Raw genomic sequence first — 20,065 nt, 5'->3', positions numbered from 1 at the left:
GAAAAACTCAGCGGCTGATCCACCCGAACACGTAGCCACCGTAGAGCAGCGCGGCTCCGGACACCGCCGCCAGTGGCGCCGACATCAGTCCGATGGCCAGCGCTGCGGCTGCGGGCCGGTTCTGCACCAGTGCGGTGAGCAGACTTCCCACCGTGGCGGCCACCAGGTAGACCAGCACCACGAACACCGGCATCGTCTTGTCCAGCGAATGGAACCACCAGTAGTACAGCCCGGCCCCTGCCGCCGCGGCGACGATCCACACAGCGAACACCACCAGGACGAATCGCCAACGGCTCAGATACTGCGCCACACCAGGGAGCACCACTGGTTGGGCCGGGTGCGGGGGCAGCATCCCGACAGCGGGGGTTGCCGGCTGCTCCAGCACGGAGGCCGCCGCGAGTGCCCCGGTGAACTCCGGGGTGAACGCCTCGGTGTGCTCGCCTGGGGCGCTGTCTCGGTCGGTGTCAGACACCGGTGGCCACCTGAACAGCGGTCAGCGCACCGAGGCAGCCCGGCCCGATCGCGAGGATCATCGCGCCGACAGCGGTGACCCAGCGGCGGCGCGCGGCCAGAATCATGGTCAACCCGATCGCCCCGGGGACCCCGACCACCAGCGCGATCACGATGTCCGGGCGGACCGTCGCGGTGATCTCGACCGCGGCGGCGATCGCGGCGATCATGCCGATCGCCACTCCGACGATCATCACCCCGGCCAGCGCCGAGGCTCTCGGCAGCGGAATCACGTTTCTGACGATAACGCCGCACCCCCCACCACGTGCGGCGGCGCGCCGCGGACTCCGGTTGCCCGGCCGTCGGCGATGGTGCGCAGAATGGGGAGATGGCCGACACCGAAGACCCGCATCTGTGGCTTGAAGACGTCACCGGAGACGACGCGCTGGCCTGGGTGCGCGCCCACAACGAACCCACCCTCACCGAGTTGTCCGGCCAGCGCTTCGAGCAGATGCGCGCAGAGGCGCTGGAGGTGCTCGACACCGACACCCGCATCCCGTACGTGCGTCGCCGCGGTGGCCACCTCTACAACTTCTGGCGCGACTCCAACAATCCCAAGGGCGTGTGGCGACGCACCACACTGGAGAGCTACCTGCGTGAGCAGCCGGCCTGGGACATCCTCATCGACGTCGACGCACTGGCTCTCTCCGATGACACGAACTGGGTGTGGGCCGGGGCACAGGTCATCGAGCCGGACTTCTCGCGCGCGCTGGTCAGCCTGTCTCGGGGCGGCTCCGACGCCGCCGTGGTCCGTGAATTCGACATGACGACAAGGCAATTCGTTACCGACGGGTTTGAGCTGGCGGAAGCCAAGTCGCAGGTGGCCTGGGAGGACCTGGACACGCTGTTGGTGGGCACCGATCTCGGGGAAGGCTCGCTGACCGAGTCCGGATATCCCCGCGAAGTGCGGCGCTGGCGGCGAGGCCGGCCACTGGCCGAGGCGGAGCTGGTGTTCGGCGGCGCGTCCACCGATGTCGTGGTCGCGGCCTCAGTCGACCGGACCGCGGGTTTCGAACGCACCCTGATCGCCCGTGCGCTGGATTTCTTCAACGAGGAGGTCTACGAGCTGCGCGACGGAGAGCTCATCCGGATCGACACGCCTACCGACGCCAGCATCTCGCTGCACCGCGACTGGCTGCTCATCGAATTGCGTACCGACTGGCAGCACGATCGGGCCCGGTACCGGGCCGGCTCGCTGCTGGCTGCGCCTTACGACGAGTTCCTGGCCGGCACCGCCGAGTTGACGACGGTGTTCGAACCGGATGCGCACACCTGCCTGTACCACTACGCGTGGACGCGCGACCGATTGGTGGTCGTCACACTCGCCGACGTGGCCAGCCGCGTCGAGATCTACACACCGGGCTCCTGGAACCGCGAGCCCGTGCGCGGGCTGCCGGAGAACACCAACACCGTGATCGTCGCCGCCGACGACCAGGGCGACGAGATCTTCTTGGACTCCTCGGGTTTCGACACCCCGTCGCGGCTGCTGTACGGCGCTGCCGGCGCGACGCTGCGCGAGATCAAGCGGGCACCATCGTTCTTCGACGCCGCCGACCTGACCGTCACCCAGCATTTCGCCACCTCCGACGACGGAACCGCGGTCCCCTATTTCGTCGTCGGCCATCGACACACCCAGGGCCCTGCGCCCACCCTGCTGGGCGGATACGGCGGTTTCGAGGTTGCGCGCACACCGTCCTACGACGGAGTGCTGGGCCGGCTGTGGCTGGCCCGCGGCGGCACCTACGTGCTGGCCAACATCCGGGGCGGCGGTGAGTACGGACCCACCTGGCACACCCAGGCGATGCGCGAGGGGCGACATCTGGTCGCCGAGGATTTCGCCGCAGTCGCCAAAGACTTGGTGGCCCGCGGGATCACCACCGTCGAGCAGCTCGGCGCCCAGGGCGGAAGCAACGGCGGGTTGCTCATGGGCATCATGCTCACCCAGTACCCGGAGTTGTTCGGCGCGTTGGTGTGCAGCGTGCCGCTGCTGGACATGCGACGCTTCCATCTACTGCTTGCCGGCGCGTCCTGGGTTGCCGAGTACGGGAACCCGGACGACCCGGACGACTGGGCCTTCATCTCGAAATACTCGCCCTACCAGAATATCTCGTCCGATCACCGCTACCCACCGGTGCTGATAACCACCTCCACCCGAGATGACCGGGTCCATCCCGGCCATGCGCGCAAGATGACCGCAGCACTTGAGGCCGCCGGACACCCGGTCCGCTATTACGAGAACATTGAAGGCGGACACGCCGGCGCAGCCGACAACCCCCAGACCGCGTTCCGCGCCGCGCTCATCTACGAGTTCCTCCTCCGCACCCTCGACGGGAGTTGACATGCCGACCACCATCCGATCACTGGTGATCCTCGCCTGCGCCACCGCGTTGGCGCTGACGGGGTGCGCCCGTGAGATCACCGGGACGCCGGTGCTGGCCGCGGGTCAGCAGGCCGGCGGCCAGGCCGCGTGCGCGACCGTCGACGCGCCGCTGGCCGACGTGCCGGCCATGAGTCCCCGTGAACCCCAACTGCGCATCCCGGTCCCGGCCGGCTGGCAGCGCAACGCCATGATGGACAGCCAGGTGATCCGGTATGCGATCGTCGCCGAACAGTTGATCGCCAACGGTTTTGCACCCAACGCGGTCGTCACCCTGGAACGCGCCCGGGGGGTGGCCGATGCCACCGAGGTGTTCGAGGAGAACCGGGCGAACCTGGTGCGCATCATGAATGCCACCGATCTGCAGACCGAGGACAACACCACATGCGGATTCCCCTCGGAGACAACGACATACATGGCTCCACCGATGGGCCCGGCGCCGCGCCGGCCGATCATCATGCACGCGGTGGTGGCCCAGCGCGGTAACGCCACCTACCTGGCGACGGTGACCATTCAGACCTCCGACGGGGCGAACCCCACCTATCAGCGCGACGCCCAGCAGATCGTCGACGGATTCCAGCTGCTGCTGCCCTGATGGACCAGACATCCGACCTGCTGTTGATCGCCGGCGCGGCAGCGCTCGCGGGAGCCATCGTGGCGCCCGGCCGAGACACCGCGCGGCTGCCGGCGCGCGCGGTCAAGCGACGTCTGTACTGGTCGGGCACCGTGATCGGCGGGGCGCTGCTGTTCGCCGGCGGACTGCCAGACGTGCAAAGCGCAGTGGCGTTCCTGGCCGCCGCGGCGATCCTGATGACCGGGTGGGCCTACTTCCGCACCCCGAACCTCAAGATCGGCGGCCGAATTCACGCGGCGCAGCCTGCGCACCGCCAGCCTGATCCGCCACTGCGGTCCTAGACTCCACGCCGCCGGCGCTGGAACGCAGTCGCCGGCGGCGGATTCGCGAGAGCACGAATCGGACGACCAGCACGGCAACGACAACCATGACGACGTACTGCACGACCGCCGCATACGGCTCGACGTGATGCCAGTTGGCGCCCAGTCCGTAGCCCAGCCCGATGAAAACACTGTTCCACGTCAGGCTCCCGAGGGCGGTCAGCCCGGTGAATACGAGGAAGTTCATCCGCTCGGTGCCCGCCGGTACCGAGATGAAGCTGCGAAACAGCGGCAGCATTCTGCCGAAGAGCACCGCTTTGGTGCCGTGGCGGGCGAACCACGCCGTGGCCTTGTCGATGTCCTCGGTGTCCACCAGCGGGATCTTGGTGGCCAACCAGCGCATGCGGTGATGGCCCAGCCGCGCGCCCAGCAGGTAGAGGACCCAGGCGCCGAGCACCGAACCCAGCGTGGTCCAGATGATCGCCTCGGCCACGGAGAAGGCGCCGAGCCGTCCGGCGAACCCGGCCAACGGCAGGATGACCTCACTGGGCAGCGGCGGGAACAGGTTCTCCAGGAAGATCGCCAGTCCGGCGCCCGCACCTCCGATACCGTCCATCAGACTTACGGTCCAACCGGCCAGACCATCGAGTTCGGCGATTCTGTCTACTGACAACGGCCGGCCTCTTCTCTCTGTACCCCGAACGTCGCGGCGATTGCCGGTACGCGCCTCGTCGAGGATAGCCGCGCGCCGGACCGGTACCCCCGTCGCCGCGCGGTCGCCGTCGCCGGGCGGGGGAGGTGCTCGACCTGGCCTTACCGAGGTCAACGACGGGGCACACTGGCAATCATGGCGTCGTTCCAGACCATCCTGTACCGGGCTGAACCGCCCGTCGCGACCATCACCCTGAACCGTCCTGAGCAGCTCAACACCATCGTGCCGCCCATGCCCGACGAGATCGAAGCCGCTGTGGGATTGGCCGAACGCGACCCCGCCGTCAAGGTGATCGTGCTGCGCGGCGCCGGGCGGTCGTTCTCCGGCGGCTACGACTTCGGCGGCGGGTTCACCCACTGGGGCGAGGCGATGAACACCGACGGCCGCTGGGATCCGGGCAAGGACTTCGCGATGGTCAGCGCCCGCGAGACCGGTCCGACGCAGAAGTTCATGGCGATCTGGCGGGCGTCCAAGCCGGTGATCGCCCAGGTGCACGGCTGGTGCGTGGGTGGGGCCAGCGATTACGCGCTGTGCGCGGACCTCGTCATCGCCAGCGACGATGCCGTCATCGGTACGCCGTACGCCCGGATGTGGGGCGCCTACCTGACCGGGATGTGGTTGTACCGGCTGTCGATGGCCAAGGTGAAGTGGCATGCCCTCACCGGCGAGCCATTGACCGGTCAGGAAGCCGCCGCCGTGGAGCTGATCAACGAGTCGGTGCCTTTCGAACGACTGGAAGCACGGGTGGCAGAGGTCGCCGCCATGCTCGCCACCATCCCGCTGTCACAGCTGCAGGCGCAGAAGCTGATCGTCAACCAGGCCTACGAGAACATGGGCCTGGCCTCGACGCAGACCCTCGGCGGCATCCTGGACGGACTGATGCGTAACACCCCCGATGCGCTGCGGTTCGTCGAGACCGCCGCCACCGACGGGGTGCGCGCGGCCGTCGAGCAGCGCGACGGCCCGTGGCGGGACTACAGCCAGGCTCCGCCACACCGACGACCCGACCCGTCGCACGTCATCGAACCCTGAGCTCTTTTCATTACGGAACGGTTCCGTTACGTTATGGCTATGGCCGACACCGATGTCCTCGTTGTGGGTGCGGGACCTACTGGCCTCGCGCTGGCCTGCGCGCTGCGTCTGCAGGGCGTCGGCGTCCGCGTCGTCGACCGCGCCGGCGGCCCCGCCACCACGTCACGGGCGAACTTCCTGCATGCCCGGGGATCGGAGGTCCTCGGCCGCATCGGCGCGCTGGGCAGCCTGCCCGACGAGTCGCTGCGGGCCATGCGGATCATCAACTACCTCGGCGACCGCCCCCTGGCCACGCTGGAGTTCGGGGATCCGCAGATGCACACCGCGGCACCGCCGATGGTCATCTCGCAGGCCAAGGTCGAGGCCGCGCTGCGCGCCCGACTGGCCGACCTCGGCACCGTTGCCGAATGGGGTTGCGCCCTGGTGGGTCTGCGCGCCGAGCCTGACGCCGTGCACGCCGAACTCGAGGACGGAAGCACCATCGGGGCGCGTTGGCTGGTCGGCTGCGACGGCACCGCCAGCGTCACCCGTAGCCTGGCCGGAATCGCGTTTCCCGGAGTCAAACTGACCGAACGCTGGCTGCTGGCCGACCTGCACCTGGACTGGGACCTCGACCGCGGCGGGACGACCGGCTGGGTTCACCCCGCCGGCATAGTCGGTGCGATGCCCATGCCCGATGACACCGGGCGCGGTGATCTCTGGCGACTGTTCGCCTACGACCCAGGCCTCACCCAACGACCGGCCGACCGCGAAATCCTCGACCGGATCGAGCACATCATCCCCGAACGCACCGGCCGGGATGCCCACATCAACGGTGCCGAATGGCTGTCGGTCTTCACCGTGCACCGCAGACTGGCCGACACCTACCGGCGGGGCCGAGTGTTGATCGCCGGTGACGCCGCCCATGCCCACGCCCCGTTCGGCGGTCAGGGGATGCTCACCGGCATCGGCGACGCCGAGAACCTCGCCTTCAAACTCGCGTTGGTCGTTCATGGGCGTGCTGACGACGCCCTGATCGACACCTACCAGGCCGAGCGACGCCCGTTGGCCACCGACGTGCTGCGCGGCACCAGCGTGGTGACCAAGATCAACATCGCCAGCAATCCGTTCGGCCGGTTCCTGCGCGACCACGTCGCCGCACGCATCTTCCGGCTCCCGGCGATGCAGCGCTGGACGACCTACACCGCGTCGCAACTGTGGGTCAGCTATCACAAGGGCCCACTGGGCGGTTCGGGCCGCAGACTGCGACCGGGAGATCGCGTTGCCGACACGGTTTGCCATCGCCCCGACGGCACGGCGACCAGCATCCACCGCGAACTCGGCGCCCACTGGGCGCTGCTGCTCCCGGCCGACGCAGACCGGGCACCTGCCGAGGTGGCACGCGGCCATCTCGGCGACTTCGTCACCACCCTCAACCACCGCAGCGACGAGGTGCTGCTGATCCGCCCCGATGCCCACCTGGCCTGGCGGGGTGCGGCCTCCGACTCGGCGAGCCTGGACCGCTGGCTGACGGGTGCTCTGCAGACCGGTCGTGCACGGTGACCCCCGGCGCCGCTCGCGGTCGACCGCGACACGCCGCGACCGACCGGGCGATCCTTCGCGTCGCGCTGGAGCTGTTCATCGAACGGGGCGTCGAGGGCACGAGCATGGAGCAGATTGCCCGGCAGGCCGGGGTCGGAAAGCCCACCGTGTACCGCCGCTGGGCCAACAAGGAAGAAGTCATCGCCGCAGCCATGGAGGTGCTGGTCGCCGACGACGTCGCACACGCCTCCGCTGAACAGATCGACACTGAATCGCCGTATGAGCTCGTCGAAACCGCCATCGAGAGTGCGGCGGCCGCGACCAGCACTCCGCAGTACCGGGCGCTGGTCGCCAGGGTGTTCGGGTCCGCGGTCAGCCATCCCGAACTGATGGCCACCTACTGGGAGAACTACATCGTGCCCCGCCGCATACTGGCCGGCCGACTCCTCGAACGCGCCCGCGAGCTCGGCACCGTCGCCGCCGACACCGATACCGAGGTCGCCATCGACATGATGGTGGGCGCCGTCATGTATCGGGCGCTGCAACCACATCCGCCCGACACCGCCGAGATGCGTCGGTATCTCCGTGCCGTGTACCGGCAGATCGGCTTGCTGCCGCGCTGAGCTCACGGCTCACCCCGAGCGCCGCAGCATCCCCCCGAGCCCCGCGGCGACCACGCCCAGCACCACCAGCCCACCACCGGCAATCAGCGTGACGTTGAGCCAGTGGTGCAGGCTGTCCACAGCGTGGGCCACCATCACCTCGGCCACGGTTCGGATATTGCCGGCCGTCTGGTCCAGCGCCGCGTCGCGGTAGCGGTCGGCCATCTCGATACCGGCCCACCCCGCAGCGCCGACCAGCAGAGCCGAAACCCCCAGCGCTGTCAGCGCTTTGCCGCGCGAGCGCGCCGCAGCCAGCGTCAGCAGCGCCAGCAGGACCGTCACCACGGCCGCCCCGATGCTGACCCATGGCCCCCAGGTCGCCAGCCACCGCAGCTTGCCGGGTCGCAACTCCGGCGAGTCCACGGTGATCGGCACCGTCAGGCTGTCGGGCACCTGAAGGTCGAGGCTGCCCAGCGTGGCGTCGAATGACGGGTCGGCCAGCATGGGTGCCACATCGATCAGCCACTGGTCGGTCGAGTTGCCGCTGGGCACAGCTCCGGTGAACATCCACCGGTGTGCGATGCGATTGGCCTGGGCGAACTGTCCGCTGAATCCTTCGTTGTGAGTGTAGGAATCGGCCACCCGAGAAACCAACTGCAGGTTGAGGTTAAACCCGTTCTCGGCAGCCAGCGCGATCGCCTGGGTGGTCAGTTCGTCGGCCATCGCCTGTCGCAGCCGAGGATCCTCCGCGGCCGAAGCGGCCAGCGCGGCATAACCGTTCTCGTTGACGATCGTCGCCTGCGTCCACAGCGCGGGCACCGACGCGGCCAGCGCGACGGTGGTGAGCAGCCACAGTAGTAGCGCAGCCAGAAAACGCATCGCTGGTGGCGGAGCGTCTATTTGGCGATCCGGCGGGGCCGGATCAGCGCGAGTTTGGTCATCATCGTGTTCATCCGCTTCAGCGCCCGGTGGGAGTTGTGGTAGTAGTTGCCGCCGGCGCCGACGTTGGTGCGGGGGCTGACCACGGTCTCAATCCGGCAGTACTTGCGCAGACCCTCCGGACCTCCGAACCGCGCACCGATACCCGAGGTCTTCCAGCCACCCATCGGGGCGGTGGTGCACATCAGGTTCGAAATCACGTCGTTGACGTTGACTCCACCGCAATCAAGTTGCAGTGCAACGCTATTGGCGCGATCAATGTCCTTGGAGAACACCGCGGCCGACAATCCGTACGGGCTGTCGTTGGCCAGCCGAACCGCCTCATCGACCGAGGAGACCTTCATGATCGGCAGCGTCGGACCGAATGTCTCCTCGGTCATGCAGGACATCGAGTGGTCGACGTCGACGAGCACCGTGGGCTCGTAGAAGCTTCCGGGCCCGGTGCCGCGCTTGCCGCCGGTCAGCACGCGCGCGCCCTTGGCCACCGCATCGGCAATGTGCCGTTCGGCGACGTCGACCTGGCTCTGGTCGATCAGGGAGCCCACATCGTGACCCGCTCCGCTGCCCACCTTGAGGTTCTTCACGTCGCGCACCACGGCGTCGACGAACTGGTCGTAGACGGGCTCGAGGACGTAGGCCCGCTCGACCGACACGCAGGTCTGGCCGGCGTTGAACATCGCACCCCAGACCGCGGCGTGCGCCGCAAGGTCGATGTCGGCGTCCTCCAGCACGATCATCGGGTCCTTGCCGCCGAGCTCCAGGCTCACCGGGGTCAGCCGACGCGCCGCACGCTCCATCACCTTCGCGCCGGTCGCGCTGGAACCGGTGAACTGAACGAAGTCGGCGTTGTCGATGACCGCCTCGGAAACCGCCCGCGCGCCCTGGGATAGAGCCAGCACCTCGGGTGCGCCGGAATCGAGCCACCCTCGCAGCAGCAACTCGGCGGTCAGCGGAGTGCGCTCAGAGGGCTTGAGCAGCACCGAGCAGCCGGCGGCCAACGCCCCGATCGCATCCATCAGCGCATTGGCGACCGGATAGTTCCACGGCGCGATGATGCCGACCACCGGCCGCGGCCGGTAGTGCACCGAGATCTTCTTGATCGACAGGAACGGCAGCGCAGCCGGCCGTGACTCCGGCGCCAGCGCCTTGTCCATGGTCCGGATGTAGTACGAGGTGATCATCAGGATCAGCGGTACTTCCTGGGCGGCGTCGACCGCGGACTTGCCGGTTTCGGCGATCAGCAGGTCCTCGATCTCGCTTCGATGCTCACCGAGCCAGACGGCGTACCGCGCCAATACCTTCGCCCGGCCCTTCGGACCGCGCGCTTCCCAGTCACGCTGAGCCGCCCGCAGCCCGGCGGCCAGTCGCGGCACGTCGCCCGGATCGGTCCAGTGCACCTCACCGACAACGCCCCCGGTCGCCGGGTTCCTGATCGTCCCGGTGCCGGTGAACGGGTCGGGCAGCTCGACATCGGGCGTGGCGCTCATAGCCCTATGCTAACGAGCGGCGTGACACGCGTCTCCGTCCTGTTGACGCCCGTCAAACTGACTGCGGGGCGATGCCACGCAGGTACGCGGCCTGGCCCAGATGCTGGGCCGCGTCGTCGATGATGCTGACCAGCCGTGCGCCGGCCGTCACCGGCGGGTTCCAGTGCCGGTCGACGACCCGAGTCAGTTCATCTGCCGACAGCGAGGCCACATACTGCAGCGACTCGCGGTGCACGGCGTGGTAGTAACCGGCCAGCAGGTCGGCCGACACACGCACCTTCGCGACGTCCTCGGGGGTGTGCCCGTACCCGTGCGCGTCGCGGGGCAGGTCCAGCGCGAAGCGGTCCACCCAGCCGTCACGCAGCCACACCTGCTCGGTGCCGGCAATGTCGCACAACTGCGCGTCCTGGATGCGCGCGCTGTGCCAGGTCAGCCACGCGATCGTGTTGGCCTGCGGCGTGGGCCGAAACAACGCGGCCTCGTCTGTCAGGCCATCGGTCACTTCGTCGACGTGCTCGATCAGCCGGGTGAAGAAGTCACGCAGCAGTTCCCGGGCGGCGTCGGCGTCGGCCATGGTTCCACGCTACGCGCGCTCAGGCGGCCCGCCGCCTCACCCCTCAGGCGGCCCGCCGCCTCACCCCTCAGGCGGCCCGCCGCCGTGGAACACCGCTTCGACGTTGTTGCCGTCCGGGTCCCGGACGAACGCGCCGTAGTAATGCTCGTGGTATTCCGGCCACAACCGAGGCTGGTGCAGCGGCTCGGCGCCCAGCGCCAGGGCAGTCTGAAAGAACGACTGAACCGACTCGGCATCCTTGGCCGCGAACGCAATGTGTACCTCGCGGTTGGGACCCTCGACGTGTCCGGCCGACGCATCGGCGATCCAGAATGACGGATGGCCGTCGGTGCCGTAGCCGATTGCGACACCGAAGTCCATCTGCCGGGAATAGCCGAGAACACCGAGAACCTTGTCGTAGAACGCTTTCGACTGATCCCAGCCGACGCAGTTGATTCCGAAGTGGTCGATCATGGGCTCACCGTACATTCGTCGTATGACATTCGATCTGCTCATTCGCAACGGCACCATCGTCGACGGATCCGGTGGTGAGCCGTTCGTCGGTGACGTCGCGGTTCGGGACGCAGTGATCGTCGCGGTGAACCGCGCCGGAGATGCCGTGGTCAACCGTGCAGACGACGCCACACCCGCGCAGGTCGACGCCACCCGCGTCATCGACGCGACCGGGCTGCTGGTCACCCCCGGTTTCGTCGATCTACACACCCACTACGACGGCCAGGCGATCTGGTCGGACCGGCTGACCCCGTCCTCCGCGCACGGCGTGACCACCGCCGTGATGGGCAACTGCGGTGTCGGCTTCGCGCCATGCCGGCCCGAAGACCACGACGTCCTCGTCGACGTGATGGCCGGCGTCGAGGACATCCCGGGCGTGGTCATGGTGGACGGGTTGCCCTGGCACTGGGAGACCTTCCCGGAGTTCCTCGATGCCCTCGAAGCGCGACGCCGCGATATCGACGTGGCGGCCCTGCTGCCGCACTCACCGCTGCGGGTGTACGTGATGGGCCGGCGCGGGGTCGACCGCGAACCGGCCACCCCCGAGGATCTGGCATCGATGCGCAAACTGGCCGAAGAAGCGGTCCAGTCGGGCGCACTGGGCTTCGCGTCCTCGCGCTTCACCCTGCACAAGACCGAGAGCGGCCGCCCGATCCCCAGTTACGACGCCGACCGCGCCGAGATCGAGGCGATCGCTCGCGGACTCGATGACGGAGGCGGCGGCTTGATCCAGTTCGTCCCCGACCTGGTCGCCGGGGATTACGAGCCGGTGCTGCGGACGGTGTTCGACGTGGCCGCCGACGTCGGACTGCCGGTCACCTTCACGCTGGCGATCGGCAATGCCGGCGAACCCTCCTTCCTCGACGCGCTGACCATGGTCGAGAAAGCCAACCAGGACGCCGGAGCCGGCGGGCCGGCCGTGACCGCCCAGATCTTTCCTCGCCCCATCGGCCTGGTGTTGGGTCTGGAGCTGTCGGGTAACCCGTTCGTGATGTACCCGAGCTATCGCGAGATCGCGGCGCTGCCGCTGGCCGAGAAGGTCGCCGAGATGCGCAAACCCGAAGTGCGACAGCGGATCCTGGACGACACACCAGCCTCCGACGGCCACCCGCTGATGTTCGCCGCACAAGCCTGGGACTACATGTTCCCGCTCGAGGACCCCCCGAATTACGAACCGGCACCGTCAGATTCGATCGGTGCGCGAGCCCGGGCCCGCGGAGTCAGTCCGCTCGAAGAAGCCTACGATCGACTGCTCGACGATGACGGCCACGCCATGTTGCTGGTCACGCTGGCCAACTTCCGTGACGGCAGCCTGGACACCGTCGCCGAACTGATCCGCCGCGACGATGTGGTGCTCGGCCTCGGTGACGGCGGTGCGCACTACGGGATGATCTGCGACGCAAGCTTTCCGACCTATATGCTGACGCACTGGGTGCGATATCGTGCGTCAGGAAGGTTGACGGTGGCCGAAGCGGTACGGGAACTGACCTCGGTGCCGGCCCGGGTGGCCGGCCTGCACGATCGCGGCCGAATCGCGCCGGGCTACAAGGCGGACCTCAACGTCATCGACCCTGAGGCGGTCCGGCTGCACCGGCCGGTGATCCGCCACGACCTGCCGGCCGGTGGTCGTCGCCTGGACCAGACCGCAGAGGGATATGTCGCCACCATCGTCTCAGGTGCGGTGATCGCCGAGAACGGCACGCCGACCGACGCGCGGCCCGGTCGCCTGGTGCGCGGCCGACAGCCCGCTCCGGTGAGGTGACCGCCCGATTGTGGAGCGCTTCCTCGCGATCGCGGCTGCCGTACTCATCGTCAATGTCATCGTCGGCGGTGTGCGCGTGGCACTCGGGCCCAGCGCGCGCGACCGCATCGCCGGGGTGGCACTGCTGTCCACCACCGGTGTGGGCGCCCTGCTGCTGATCGCCGAACTGGTCGACGTCCCCGCGCTGCGCACCGCCGGTCTGGTGCTCGTCGCGCTGGCCCTGGTGGTGGTGGCCGTGCTGGTCGCCGCACAGGAACACCACGGCCGCACCGGGGAGGGACGGTGATGGTGGCAACCCTGACCACGGTGGCGACCGTCGGATTCATCGTCGCCGGCTGCGCGATGTACACCCTGGGCACCATCGGTCTGCTGCGCTTCCCGGACACCCGCAGCCGGCTGCACGCGCTGACCAAGGCCGACAACCTCGGCTTGGGCCTGCTGGTCATCGGCCTGTCATTGGCCGCGGGGTCGGTGGCCACCGTGGGCCTGCTGATCCTGATCTGGTTGTTGGCGCTGGCCGCCAGCGCCACCGCGGCCGGACTGCTCGCCCGCGGTGGCACGGAGACCGAACCACGATGAACTCCGTCGCGGTGCTCGACATCGCCCTCGGCGGCGGGGTGCTGGTGGCAGCGTGGGTGACACTGCTGCACCCCGATCGCATCGCCTCGGTCACCATGTTCCTGGGCATGGGCGTACTGCTGGTCGGCGTATGGGCGCGCCTGGGCGCCCCGGACGTGGCGTTGGCAGAAGCCGCGCTGGCCGCCGGGGTCACCGGCGCGCTGCTGGTGGCAGCGGTGGCACGCGACAACGACGAAGTGCGCATCCGGCGGGCCATGCTGACCGGCCAGGCCGTGCTGGTTTTGGCCGCGGGCGCCCTACTGGCCGTGGTGCTGATCCCGGCCGCGGCCGGCCCGGTCGGCGATCAAGCGCTGGCCCGGCAGGCCACCGCCAGCATCCCCGACGCGGCGGTCAGTCACCCGGTCACCGCGGTACTGCTGGATTTCCGCGCGTACGACACCCTGCTCGAGGTGGTCGTCCTCGCGGTGGCCGCGGTGGCCGCGCTGTCTCTGCACCCGAGAGGCTCCCTGCGCACGGTCGACACACCCGTCGACCGGCGCCCGACGGTGATGGTCCTGCTGCGCGTACTGGGCCCGGTCCTGGTGCTGCTGGCGGCATGGTTGCTGGTCGCCGGCTCGTCGCGGCCCGGGGGGGCCTTCCAGTCCGGAGCCGTGGTGGCCGGCTTGCTCATCCTGGCGTTGTTGACCAGTTCGGTGCGGGTACCGGCAGGCCCGGTGTTGCGGCTGCTGATCGTGGCCGGTGCGGCCGTGTTCGTCGCGCTGGCCGCCGGCACCGCCACCCTGACGGGCTGGCTCACCCTCGAAGAACCGTGGGCCGGCACCGCGGTCGTGGCCGTGGAGGCCGTGCTGGCGGTGTCGATCGGTGTCGCACTGGCGGCGCTGCTGGTGGCCCAGGAGCCCAGCCGGTGACACGTCTGGAGTGGTTTCTCGCACTCGGCGCGGTCCTGATAGCGCTCGGATCTGTCCGGATGCTGCTCGACTCGGACCCGGTGCGCCGGGTGGTCGCGGTGAACGTGGCCGGTTCCGGGGTGTTCGTCATCCTGGTCGCGTTGGCCGCACGCACCGACCCGCCCGACCCGGTGCTGCATGCCCTGGTGCTCACCGGCATCGTCATCGCGGTGTCGGTGACCGGGCTGGCGCTGGTGTTGATCCGACAGACCCGGCCACCGTCGCCGGGTGACGGCCCGGCCGACGAATCCGACACCGAGGACCCCGCGTGAACCTGGCGCAGTGGTTGCTCGGGTCGGTCGTGTTCGTCCCACTGGCTGCCGCAATGATCACCGCGGTCATTCCGCAGCGTGGATTCGCGGTGGGTTTGCCGACGGCAGTGGCCGGTTGCGTGGCCTCGGTGTTGCTGGCCCTGGAGGTGGCCCGGTCGGGTCCGGTGGCGATGACGTTGGGCGGTTGGGCCGAGCCGGTCGGCATCGGGCTGCGGGCCGACGGGATGTCGGTAGTTTTCCTGGCCACCGCCGCGGTGGTCGGTCTGCTGGTGACCGTGTACGCCAGCGGGTCGGCCGACGCCCGCGGCACACCGTTCTTCTGGCCGCTCTGGTTGGCGATGTGGGCCGGCCTCAATGCCGTGTTCGTCGCGGCTGATCTGTTCAACACCTATGTGGCGCTGGAACTGGTGACAGTGGCCGGAGTGGGTGCCGTCGCGTTGGGCGGGGCGCGCGCGGCCGGTGCTGCCCTGCGTTACCTGCTGTTGGCCGTGCTCGGATCGCTGTGGTTCCTGCTGGCCGTCGCGCTGCTCTACGCCACCACCGGGTCATTGGCGCTCGAGCAGGTCAGCAGTCGGCTGACGACCGCGGACGGCCTGACCGTGGCGGTGGCAGTCAGCGTGGCGACGCTGGGCCTGGGTCTGAAGTCCGCGCTGGCGCCGATGCACGCCTGGCTGCCGCCGGCACACGCCGGCGCGCCCAGCGCCGTCAGTCCGTTGATGTCGGCGTTGGTCGTCAAGGCATCGCTGTTCGTGCTGTTCCGGCTGTGGACCACGCTGCCCGTCGATGCTGCGCTGCTGGTCGTGTCGCAGGTGGTCGGGGTGCTGGGATGCATCGCGGTCGTCTGGGGCAGCGTGGCCGCTCTGCGACAGGACCGACTCAAGCGCGTCGTGGCGTACTCGACGGTGGCCCAGGTCGGTTACTTCGTGCTGCTGGTCCCACTGACCGCGCCGGCACTCGTCGACGGTGCCGGCGCCGAAGCCCGAGCCGTCGCGACCATGGCCGTGCAGGGCACGATCGCGTTCGTGGTGGGCCATGCGTTGGCCAAGACCGCAATGTTCACCGCTGCAGGTGCGCTGCTGCACAGCTACGGCACCGACAAGCTCACCGCGATGCGCGGCGCAGCCGCCCGCCATCCGGTGCCGGTGATGGCCTTCGGGTTGGCCTCCATCGCGCTGGCCGGGCTGCCGCCGGCAGTGGCGTTCGCCGGGAAGTGGCAGCTGATGACGGCCTCGATGCACAGCGGTCAGTGGTGGTGGCTGCCCGTGCTGGTCGGAGGCGGCCTGCTGACCGCCGCCTACAGCGGGCGGGTCCTGACCGTGATGTTCAGCGCGACGCGCACCGAGCCGGCCGACGAATCACCGGCGGACCCGGCCAGGATGCGGTATGCGGCCCTGGCGGCCGCCGTCGCAGCAGCCGTCCTGGGCATCGGGACCTCGGCGGCACTCGCGCTGAGCTCCACCGGGGTGCTGGGGGTGGCGCTGTGACCGGCTCACTGCTCCCGCTGGCCGTGCTGGCCACGTCGTTGATTCCCGGCGTCGTCATCTTCGCCCTCCCCGAACGCGCCCGGCGCACCCGCGTCGCCTTCAACCTCGCCGGCGCGATCGGCAAGGTCGTCCTGGTCGCCGCGCTGATCCCGGCTGCCGCGGCAGGAGCACGCTTCGAGTTCCAGGCCCCGTTCGTGCCCGGCATCGACCTGGTTCTGCGGGTGGAACCGTTCGCGCTGTACTTCCTGGCGTTGTCGGCGGTGCTGTGGCTGCTCACCACGATTTATGCCATCGGCTACCTGGGCCAGGGGCCGCACCTCAACCGATTCTTCGGCTTCTTCAGCCTGTGCGTGCTGGCCACCAGCGGTATCGCGCTGTCGGGGAACCTGACCACTTTCGTGATCTTCTTCGAGCTACTGACGCTGGTCACCTACCCGCTGGTCGTGCACGAGGGCACCCCCGCCGCGGTAGCCGGTGGCCGCACCTACCTGGCCTACACCCTGACCGGCGGCGTGGTTCTGCTGCTCGGCGTGGTGTGGCTGACCGCGACGGTCGGCCCGGTGGACTTCACCGACCGGGGCAGCCCCGCGCTGCGGGACTTCGCCGACCAGCACCCGCTGACGGCCACCGCGATTTTCGTGTTGATCTTGGCCGGTCTCGGGGTCAAGGCGGCCCTGGTCCCACTGCACGGTTGGCTGCCGCGAGCCATGGTGGCGCCGGCACCGGTCAGCGCACTGCTGCACGCGGTGGCCGTCGTCAAGGCCGGCGTTTTCGGGGTGGTGTTGCTCGTCGACTACGTCTACGGCGTCGAGCTGGCCGAGGAACTCGGCGTGTTGACCCCGCTGGCGGTGCTGGCCAGCGTGACCATCATCTACGGCTCGGTCCAGGCGTTGCGCCAGGACGGCCTCAAAGCGCGGCTGGCCTATTCGACGGTCAGCCAAGTCGCCTACGTCACCCTCGGGGTATCGGTGGCCTCGGTGTTGGCCACCACCGGCGGCATCGCCCACATCGTCAACCAAGGCTTCATGAAGATCACCATGTTCTTCTGCGCCGGCCTGTTCGCCACCGTGCTCGGGCTGAGCAAGGTGTCCGAACTCGACGGGGTAGGCCGCCGGATGCCGGTGACGGCGACGGCGTTCACCATCGCTGTGGTCGGCATGGTCGGGATCCCGCCACTGGCCGGTTTCCTGTCCAAGTGGTACCTGGCCGGCGGTGCCGTCGAAACCGGCCAAGGCTGGATACTGGCCGTGTTGATCACCTCCAGCCTGCTCAACGCTTTGTACTTCTTCCCGATCGTCTACCGGCTCTGGTGGAAGCGCTCGAAGGCCGCCGAACTGACGCCCCTGACGGGTCTGGAGGCGGCACCGTCACTGGTGCTGCCGACCGCCACCACCGCCCTGCTGGTGCTGGGGATCGGCGTGGTCGCCGGCTGGCCCTACTCCCCGCTGGAGCTGGCTCGCCTCATCACCGAGGGGATCTACGGACAATGACCACCGGGCTGAGCGCGCCGCAGACCGCGCTGTGGATCGCAGCGATCAGCGCACCGCTGGCCGTGATGATCGCGCTGGCCACCACCGGCTGGTGGAACACCCGAGTCGGCGTGCACCGGCGCCGCACCCTGGTCCGCTGGGCCGCCGTGTCCACCGTGCCGGCCGGAGTGCTGGCCGCGCTCGGGCCGGGCGCCGGCGTGCTCGACGTTCCGTGGCTGGTGCTGGGCACCAGCCTGCAGGTCGACGCACTGGCCCGGCCATTGGTGTTGATGACCGTGGTGCTCTACGGCGCTGCCCTGGTGACCGTGGCGTTCAGCAACAACGCGCGAGCCCACATCCTCAGCGGCTTCCTGCTGACCAGCTTCCTGGGCAATATCGGGGTATTCCTGGCCGCCGACACCGTGAGCTTCTACACCGCCTTCGCCGTGATGAGCCTGTCGGCCTACGGCTGCGTCGTGCACACCACCTCGGCCGAGGCGCGTCGGGCGGGGCGGGTGTATCTGGTGCTGACCATGATCTCCGAATTGGCGGTGCTCGCGGCGCTGGTGATGGTGGTCGGCGCCGGCGGGGGACTGATCGCCGACGCCCCCGCGGCAGTAGCACAGTCCGAGCATCGCGCCGCGATCATCGCGCTGCTGTTCGTCGGGTTCGGGATCAAAGCCGGCACCGTGCCGCTGCATGTGTGGCTGCCGCTGGCACACCCGGCCGCACCGATTGCCGCCAGCGCCGTGCTGTCCGGGGCGATGGTCAAGGCCGGGCTGTTCGGTTGGTTGCGTTTCCTGCCGCTCGGCGAGGTCGCCTTGCCGGGCTGGGGTGTGACGCTGGTGGTGCTGGCCGTGCTCGGCGCGTTCCTGGCGCTGCCGATCGGGGTGCTGCACCGCGATCCGAAGGTGGCACTGGCCTACAGCACCATCAGCCAGATGGGATTTCTGACCGTGCTCGTCGGTATCGCGCTGGCCCAGCCGGAGCTGGCCGAGCCCGCCATCCTGGCCGCGGTGGTCTATGCCGTGCACCACGGCGTCGCCAAGGGTGGATTGTTCCTCGGGGTCGCGGTGTGGCGCCGTAACTACACCGCCCCGGCCCGCTACCTGGTGCTGGCGGTACTGGCGCTGTTGGCGCTGGCCGTCGCCGGCGCTCCGCTGGGGTCGGGCTCCGTCGCCAAATACGCCGCCAAGGAGGCCATCAGCCCGGTCACCTTCGCGGGCGTGGAGCTGACCAGTCTGCTGCCGTGGGTGGGCACGGTATCGACCTTGCTGCTCGCCCGTGCCGGCTGGGTGCTGCTGACCGGCCGGCGCGGGCCGGCACACCGGCCCGACCCCGCCCTGGCGTCCTGGGTGTTGTTGGCCCTCGCCGGGACCGGCGCCACCTGGGTGTTGGCCGAAAGCTGGGCACCGCTGATCCGGGTGCCGGGACTGGACACCGTCACCGTCTGGGACGCCAGTTGGCCGATCCTGATCGGGGTGCTGATCGCCGGCGCGGCAATGATGCTGTCCGTCCGCGACATGCTGCCCCCGCGGCTGGCGCATCCGGACGGCACCCTGGTGCCCGCCGGGGACCTCATCGTGCCGGAAGAGGCCGTGCTGGCCCGGATCGCCCGCGCTGCCCGTCGGGCCGGGGCACGCAGCTACCTCGAACAGGCACGATGGATTGATGCCGGGCGGGTGTGGCACCGCCTCGATGCCGTCACCGCGCGGTGGGAGTCCGCGCTGGACCGGTGGGGTGTCTCCGGTGTGGCGATCCTCTGCGTCGGCGCGATGCTGGTGGTCGCGTTGTGCGTCGGGGTGCTCTGGTGAGCCGGCCGCTACGGGTGGTCCGTGTCGCGCTGACCCGCACGGCAGTGTTCGCGGCGCTGTGGTGGGTGCTGTCGGAAGGCGACGGTCTCTGGCAATACGGGGCGCCGGTGATCGGCGCGCTGACGGTGGCGACCCTGCTCGTGAGTCCGCCGCGACCGACTGTGCGCCGGCCCTGGCCGGTGCGTATCGGGGCCGCCCTACGGATCATGGTGTGGTTCGTGCACCGCTCGGTGGGCGGCGCGGTCGACGTGGCACGGCGGGGCCTGGCCACGCCGGTGGACGTGGCCCCGGCCGAGGCCGAGCTATTCGTGTACCTGCAGTCCCCGGTCGCCCGGGTCCTCCTGGCCGACTTGGCGTCGCTGACGCCCGGAACGCTGTCGGTCGACATCGTCGAGGTGCCCGACGGACATCTGCTGCAGCTGCATGTGCTGCACCACGAGATCGACGTCGACGAGCCGTTGAATACGTTGCAGCGATTCTTGGCTGACGTGTTCGACCCGCCGGACATCTCCGACGCCGCACCGCAGTCCTGAGGCCAGGCGAGTAGATGACGCCGACGTGGCAAACGCGATAACGCTGTCACACAACCTGTTTTGCA

At 69.1% G+C, this 20,065-nt stretch carries 22 protein-coding genes; 15 read left to right on the top strand and 7 right to left on the bottom strand.

The features are described from left to right. Positions 1–7: 7 nt before the first annotated feature. Entirely contained in the window at positions 8–472 is a 465-nt protein-coding gene (locus KXD98_RS02595; RefSeq protein ID WP_260761737.1) for a hypothetical protein, read from the bottom strand. After that, positions 465–743 (bottom strand): putative holin, encoded by a 279-nt coding sequence (locus KXD98_RS02590; protein WP_260761736.1) that lies wholly within the window; start codon positions 741–743, stop codon positions 465–467. Before KXD98_RS02590 ends, KXD98_RS02595 begins: the two co-directional genes overlap by 8 nt. A gap of 95 nt (positions 744–838) precedes the next feature. On the opposite strand from KXD98_RS02590, the gene KXD98_RS02585 reads away from it, so the two are divergent. Genes KXD98_RS02585 through KXD98_RS02575 form a run of 3 tightly spaced genes read left to right on the top strand, consistent with a single transcriptional unit; the run spans position 839 to position 3,802 of the window. Beyond that, complete coding sequence (locus KXD98_RS02585) at positions 839–2,848, top strand: prolyl oligopeptidase family protein (protein WP_260761735.1); 2,010 nt, start codon at positions 839–841, stop codon at positions 2,846–2,848. Between the two features lies 1 nt (position 2,849). Further along, the gene (locus tag KXD98_RS02580; RefSeq protein WP_260761734.1) at positions 2,850–3,482 is read left to right on the top strand and encodes an LpqN/LpqT family lipoprotein; all 633 of its coding nucleotides are present in this window, start codon (positions 2,850–2,852) and stop codon (positions 3,480–3,482) included. After that, positions 3,482–3,802 carry a hypothetical protein gene (locus KXD98_RS02575; RefSeq protein ID WP_260761733.1) on the top strand — a complete coding sequence of 107 codons (321 nt, stop codon included), beginning with the start codon at positions 3,482–3,484 and terminating at the stop codon, positions 3,800–3,802. The genes KXD98_RS02580 and KXD98_RS02575 overlap by 1 nt, the downstream gene beginning before the upstream one ends. Here KXD98_RS02575 and KXD98_RS02570 read toward each other — a convergent pair. After that, positions 3,732–4,397 (bottom strand): DedA family protein, encoded by a 666-nt coding sequence (locus KXD98_RS02570; RefSeq protein ID WP_260761732.1) that lies wholly within the window; start codon positions 4,395–4,397, stop codon positions 3,732–3,734. The two genes, KXD98_RS02575 and KXD98_RS02570, sit on opposite strands and share 71 nt — an antisense overlap. A gap of 231 nt (positions 4,398–4,628) precedes the next feature. On the opposite strand from KXD98_RS02570, the gene KXD98_RS02565 reads away from it, so the two are divergent. From KXD98_RS02565 to KXD98_RS02555, 3 genes are read left to right on the top strand one after another with little or no spacing between them, the layout of a single operon-like run. Next, entirely contained in the window at positions 4,629–5,525 is an 897-nt protein-coding gene (locus KXD98_RS02565; protein ID WP_260761731.1) for a crotonase/enoyl-CoA hydratase family protein, read from the top strand. Between the two features lie 39 nt (positions 5,526–5,564). After that, a complete protein-coding gene (locus tag KXD98_RS02560; RefSeq protein ID WP_260761730.1) occupies positions 5,565–7,067 on the top strand; it encodes an FAD-dependent monooxygenase in 1,503 nt (500 codons plus the stop codon). Beyond that, a complete protein-coding gene (locus KXD98_RS02555) occupies positions 7,064–7,669 on the top strand; it encodes a TetR/AcrR family transcriptional regulator (RefSeq protein ID WP_260761729.1) in 606 nt (201 codons plus the stop codon). Before KXD98_RS02560 ends, KXD98_RS02555 begins: the two co-directional genes overlap by 4 nt. 9 nt (positions 7,670–7,678) lie before the next feature. Here KXD98_RS02555 and KXD98_RS02550 read toward each other — a convergent pair whose 3' ends face one another. The 4 genes from KXD98_RS02550 to KXD98_RS02535 are packed head-to-tail and all read right to left on the bottom strand — an operon-like array spanning position 7,679 to position 11,101. Then, positions 7,679–8,527, bottom strand: coding sequence for a hypothetical protein (locus KXD98_RS02550; RefSeq protein WP_260761728.1), 849 nt, complete (start codon positions 8,525–8,527; stop codon positions 7,679–7,681). Positions 8,528–8,544: 17 nt separating this feature from the next. After that, positions 8,545–10,074: an aldehyde dehydrogenase family protein gene (locus KXD98_RS02545; protein WP_260761727.1), complete on the bottom strand. Its 1,530-nt coding sequence runs from the start codon at positions 10,072–10,074 to the stop codon at positions 8,545–8,547. A gap of 52 nt (positions 10,075–10,126) precedes the next feature. Continuing rightward, complete coding sequence (locus tag KXD98_RS02540) at positions 10,127–10,648, bottom strand: mycothiol transferase (RefSeq protein ID WP_260761726.1); 522 nt, start codon at positions 10,646–10,648, stop codon at positions 10,127–10,129. Between the two features lie 60 nt (positions 10,649–10,708). Beyond that, the gene (locus KXD98_RS02535) at positions 10,709–11,101 is read right to left on the bottom strand and encodes a VOC family protein (protein ID WP_260761725.1); all 393 of its coding nucleotides are present in this window, start codon (positions 11,099–11,101) and stop codon (positions 10,709–10,711) included. A gap of 22 nt (positions 11,102–11,123) precedes the next feature. On the opposite strand from KXD98_RS02535, the gene KXD98_RS02530 reads away from it, so the two are divergent. From KXD98_RS02530 to KXD98_RS02490, 9 genes are read left to right on the top strand one after another with little or no spacing between them, the layout of a single operon-like run. Next, positions 11,124–12,902 (top strand): amidohydrolase family protein, encoded by a 1,779-nt coding sequence (locus KXD98_RS02530; RefSeq protein WP_260761724.1) that lies wholly within the window; start codon positions 11,124–11,126, stop codon positions 12,900–12,902. A 10-nt stretch (positions 12,903–12,912) separates the two neighbouring features. Further along, a complete protein-coding gene (locus tag KXD98_RS02525; RefSeq protein WP_260761723.1) occupies positions 12,913–13,188 on the top strand; it encodes a hypothetical protein in 276 nt (91 codons plus the stop codon). After that, complete coding sequence (locus KXD98_RS02520; protein ID WP_260764940.1) at positions 13,188–13,481, top strand: monovalent cation/H(+) antiporter subunit G; 294 nt, start codon at positions 13,188–13,190, stop codon at positions 13,479–13,481. The genes KXD98_RS02525 and KXD98_RS02520 overlap by 1 nt, the downstream gene beginning before the upstream one ends. Continuing rightward, positions 13,478–14,389: a hydrogen gas-evolving membrane-bound hydrogenase subunit E gene (gene mbhE / locus KXD98_RS02515; RefSeq protein WP_260761722.1), complete on the top strand. Its 912-nt coding sequence runs from the start codon at positions 13,478–13,480 to the stop codon at positions 14,387–14,389. The genes KXD98_RS02520 and mbhE overlap by 4 nt, the downstream gene beginning before the upstream one ends. Continuing rightward, on the top strand, positions 14,386–14,700 hold the full coding sequence (locus KXD98_RS02510; protein ID WP_260761721.1) for an NADH-quinone oxidoreductase subunit K: 315 nt from the start codon (positions 14,386–14,388) through the stop codon (positions 14,698–14,700). Before mbhE ends, KXD98_RS02510 begins: the two co-directional genes overlap by 4 nt. Then, positions 14,697–16,184, top strand: a complete 1,488-nt coding sequence (locus KXD98_RS02505) for a complex I subunit 5 family protein (RefSeq protein WP_260761720.1) — start codon at positions 14,697–14,699, stop codon at positions 16,182–16,184. Before KXD98_RS02510 ends, KXD98_RS02505 begins: the two co-directional genes overlap by 4 nt. Continuing rightward, positions 16,181–17,674, top strand: a complete 1,494-nt coding sequence (locus KXD98_RS02500; RefSeq protein WP_260761719.1) for a complex I subunit 5 family protein — start codon at positions 16,181–16,183, stop codon at positions 17,672–17,674. Before KXD98_RS02505 ends, KXD98_RS02500 begins: the two co-directional genes overlap by 4 nt. After that, positions 17,671–19,467, top strand: a complete 1,797-nt coding sequence (locus KXD98_RS02495; protein ID WP_260761718.1) for a complex I subunit 5 family protein — start codon at positions 17,671–17,673, stop codon at positions 19,465–19,467. The genes KXD98_RS02500 and KXD98_RS02495 overlap by 4 nt, the downstream gene beginning before the upstream one ends. Continuing rightward, on the top strand, positions 19,464–20,000 hold the full coding sequence (locus tag KXD98_RS02490) for a Na+/H+ antiporter subunit E (RefSeq protein WP_260761717.1): 537 nt from the start codon (positions 19,464–19,466) through the stop codon (positions 19,998–20,000). The genes KXD98_RS02495 and KXD98_RS02490 overlap by 4 nt, the downstream gene beginning before the upstream one ends. Positions 20,001–20,065: the final 65 nt, after the last annotated feature.

The organism is Mycobacterium sp. SMC-4 (genome assembly GCF_025263265.1).
Lineage (GTDB): Bacteria > Actinomycetota > Actinomycetes > Mycobacteriales > Mycobacteriaceae > Mycobacterium.
The sequence above is the reverse complement of the archived record's forward strand: the minus strand, read 5'-3'. Positions and strand labels throughout refer to the sequence as shown.